The organism is Limnofasciculus baicalensis BBK-W-15, assembly GCF_024178385.1.
GTDB classification, from domain to species: domain Bacteria; phylum Cyanobacteriota; class Cyanobacteriia; order Cyanobacteriales; family Coleofasciculaceae; genus Limnofasciculus; species Limnofasciculus baicalensis.
Genome location: NZ_JAMZMM010000586.1, coordinates 1 through 2,549 on the forward strand (window position 1 = coordinate 1; position 2,549 = coordinate 2,549).

Genomic DNA, 2,549 nt, shown 5'->3' on the forward strand with positions numbered 1-2,549 from the left:
ATTAAAGGATTCACCGCTTCACTATTGCCAATATTACCCAAAGCCATTGCCGCATTTATTCTCACCCAACTATCTGAGTCTTTGAGAGAGGCTATCAACTTCTGGCACATCTGACGATTGACTTTACCTAGCGCCACAACAGTAGATTCAATAAAACTAGCAGATGGGTAACTTCGCCAAAACTTATAGATGCCCTCGATTATCTTTCCTATCAAAGGATTAGTTGCTGCGAGATTGAAATTATCATCCTTTTTACATTCCGCCAGACATCTCCCTGCCAACAATAACAGGGTTTTGAAAATATCATCCTTTGACTGAGTAATCGCCTGTAGCAAAGGCAGGGGATTTTCCATTAATCCCGCCAGTAAAATTAAGGTTTCATGGGCATCGTATTGCCAAAATAGTCTTTTGACTAAAGAAATTCCCTCATTCTGATTTTCCTTAATCTTTCTCAGTAAATAAGTAGCCGTAAAATATTCCTGAAATGTGCGGTGGAGGAAGATATACTTATCCCCTTCCCTATCCCACTTTTGCAGGATACCATCCTCTGCCGATAATTCCTCAATTAAGCGACTAGTGGGATAATTTTTCAAATCAGTGGAAATTTCGCCAGATTTAATATATCCTTCAATTACGCGATGGAGTTCATCTAAACTAAAAATTTCACTCCCATCTTGCTCATCATCGCAGGAAAAATGATAAGCGAGTTTTTCTAATAGCTGGATTTTGGCAGTAATCATCCCTTCTGATTGAGGATATCGATTGGCACTCCATTTCTTCAACATATAATCCACAGCTTTTTGATAAACCTGAGTGCGCTGTGCCGGAAGGGTGAGATCTTTTTCTTGATATAGACTACAGATTAAAGATAAAAGAAGGGGATTTTGGGCTAATCCGGCAATTTGAGGTTTATCTCGCAGTTGTTGAATCAGATTCTCTGCTGAAACCGATTCATCCTGAATATAACCTTCAGCATTCTTAAACCAAGTTTCAATATATTCTGCTGTTTGGGCAAAAGCAAACGGGACAATTTCGACTTCTTTGCCTCCCTCAATAAATCCGCCCCCATACCCAACTATCCGAGATGTGCAAATCATCGGCGAGGGATAATTGCGGCTAAATCGATTTAACTTTTCTTGTAAGCGTATCCGATTCTCTTTTGGTACTTCATCTAAGGCATCCAAAAGCAGGAGGCATTTCCTATTCCTTAATTTTTCTTTTAATAAATGTTTGATATCTGGAAATATAAGAGGATAGTCTCGCTGAATCAGTAGGGGAATAGCCTCAATAATTTCTTCGGCTTTTTCAGCTAAATCCGATAGCCTGAAAAACAAGGGAAAAATCACTTCATCTACCCCAGTGGGCAAGTTAGACTGGGGTGCTAATAACTTATCCATCTCTTTTTTAGCAGTGGTGATAGTCTCCATCTTTAATAAGGTAGACTTACCCATACCGGGATCTGCCAAAACCATAATATGCTGATTACTACACTGTTTCTTTGCCTCTTTCCAGTCAACTTGAGTCTCCTGAAACGCATCAAAACTTTTCATTGCATAAGCTTGTTTATCTACTACTTCAGCTTCACTATAGCCCAAAAAAGATTCTACATCTTTCCGTTTTGTTTTCAGAGTAACCTGTATGGGAATATACTGCTGTTTCAGTTCAATTTGTTGTTTAGTATGGAATAAAGTAATAAACTTAAATCGTCTATCATTAGCAATTTCTGCTAAGAAGTTACAGACAGTTGTTTTTTTAGGTTCCAATCCCAGTTTATCCAGGGATGCTGTAATATTATCCCAACGAATTACATAACTTTCATCGCTTTTACTACATTGAATTACCCCCACTACACCATTCAATTCTTCCGCAAAAACTGGTCCACCACTAGTTCCTTTCTCTACTTTGGCATTAATGCGGTGAGAGAGAAAGGTAGATTTTGGCTGAGGTAATTTATTCCAGGGATTTGTACCACTTATATTAGTAGTAACATAAGTAGGCAGAATATTGACAGGGGCACTAGGGCGAATAGTTTGGGCAGAAAAATTAATCCCTTCCGGAAAAAACTTCTTTTCCGATGGCGGGAATCCATAAACAGTTACCGATGTTGATAAATCTTGGGGATTGATAATCTTTACCGCCTTAGCCTTCTCAATATTAATCTTGAGAATAGCAATATCCACCTCTGGATTTGACAACTCCTCACACCACTGCGCCTCGTATTCCTTGCCCTGATACTCTACTTTCAGGGCATCCAATAAATAAATAACATGGTGACAGGTGACGAGATAGCCATCATCCCGAATTATAAATCCCGAACCCGCCGTTTCTCCCTTCACAGGGTGAAGGATTCTCACCATCGATTCGCGGAGTTTGTCAAGATTATGCTGATTCATCGCGATCGCAAAAATTGTGGGTTAAACTCAGATATCGCACCATTCTCAAAGGGCGGTTGAAACCGCGTCTACACAGACAAAACCCGCCTTCGCGGGTTGTGAAACCCTTGATTTATTAGTCCGCGCAGGCGGACTTTGTTGGGAGCATCCCACTTT

1 protein-coding gene is annotated in these 2,549 nt (G+C 40.0%); it reads right to left on the reverse strand.

Annotated features, from left to right (window positions below; genetic code table 11):
* A partial coding sequence (locus NJ959_RS28395) for a trypsin-like peptidase domain-containing protein (RefSeq protein ID WP_254015116.1) occupies window positions 1-2,393 on the reverse strand: 2,393 nt, incomplete at its 3' end.
* Between the last annotated feature and the right edge of the window lie 156 nt (window positions 2,394-2,549).